The sequence below is a fragment of the Dactylosporangium cerinum genome (assembly GCF_042653625.1).
Classification (GTDB): domain Bacteria; phylum Actinomycetota; class Actinomycetes; order Mycobacteriales; family Micromonosporaceae; genus Dactylosporangium; species Dactylosporangium cerinum.
Genome location: NZ_JBHSIU010000134.1, coordinates 1 through 1017, shown reverse-complemented (window position 1 = coordinate 1017; position 1017 = coordinate 1). Strand labels below are relative to the sequence as shown.

Here is a 1017-nt window from a genome sequence, read left to right as displayed (position 1 = left end):
GCTCAACGTCCTTGCCACACGCGGCGACGATGCCGTGCGTACCCACGCCGCCTGAACACCTCACAGACCTGGAGCAATCGGATCGTCAGCGGTGGCCTCGGCCGCGCGCCCACTCGGCCAGATCGCTCTACGAGACGGTCGCACTCATGGATTTCAGGACCAACACAACGTTTGTTGCGACACGATCGGGCTGGCAATTCCCGATCGGTCGTACGTCACCGAGATGAAGCAGGAGCAGAGGATGGCGGAAGCGGATGTCGCCTACTGCCTGGCGAAGGTCGGTCAGTCCCGGGTTGACTGGAAGACACTCGTGGTTGCGGGCTCCGGGGTGTCGAACGTGTCCCCCGCGCAGCTCTGGGCGGTGTGGAGTGATCTGGAACGCTGGCCGGCCTGGTCGCAGGTCCATCGGTCGGTAAGGGTGGCCGGTGTGAATGCCTTGTCCATCGGCGGCACGTTCGAGCAGGAGCTCGAACTCGGCTTTCCGGTTGGCGTCCAGCGTGATCGAGCGACGTTCGACGAACTGGTGCCGTGCGTCCGCGCGTCGTGGTCGGGCGACAAGAACGGCGTGCGCAGTTGCCACGTCTGGCGGTTCGAGCCGATCTCCGGCGGCGGCACGTACATCCACAACGTCGAGGTGTTCGCCGGTACGACGATCGGACTGGTCAAGCCTCTGGTCGCCAAGCGATGGAACCGCCTGTTCCAGCAGGCGGTCGACGGTTTGATTGCGGTAACGATGGCCAGCTGACCGATTGTGGTACTGCGGCGAGGCAGTCGCGCAGCTCCAGCAAGCAGCACCGCCGATTCTCACCGCACCGGTTGAGTCGCCAGATGTGCCAGTCGCTGCCGGACAAAATACTGCATAACGGTCGCCGGGAGCGCGCCGTGCGGAGTCAGCCGCCAATCATCTGGCGAACGGTGTGAAGAACGATTTGGTTCGGCAACCAATCCCTATCGACCGTGAAGGAAAAGCTATGTCCAAGCAACGACAACGCTTCACCGTGGTCCTTGCCGCCATGA

General features: G+C 63.2%; 1 protein-coding gene. It reads left to right on the top strand.

What is annotated here, in order from left to right; all coding sequences use genetic code 11:
• Nucleotides 1–223 precede the first annotated feature (223 nt).
• Nucleotides 224–745 (top strand): SRPBCC family protein, encoded by a 522-nt coding sequence (locus ACFPIJ_RS64205; RefSeq protein WP_380129411.1) that lies wholly within the window; start codon nucleotides 224–226, stop codon nucleotides 743–745.
• The last annotated feature ends 272 nt before the right edge of the window (nucleotides 746–1017 follow it).

Bases quoted from the DNA above. Each gene is read 5' to 3' on its own strand.
- ACFPIJ_RS64205 (WP_380129411.1), top strand. From the start codon at position 224: ATGAAGCAGGAGCAGAGGATGGCGGAAGCGGATGTCGCCTACTGCCTG.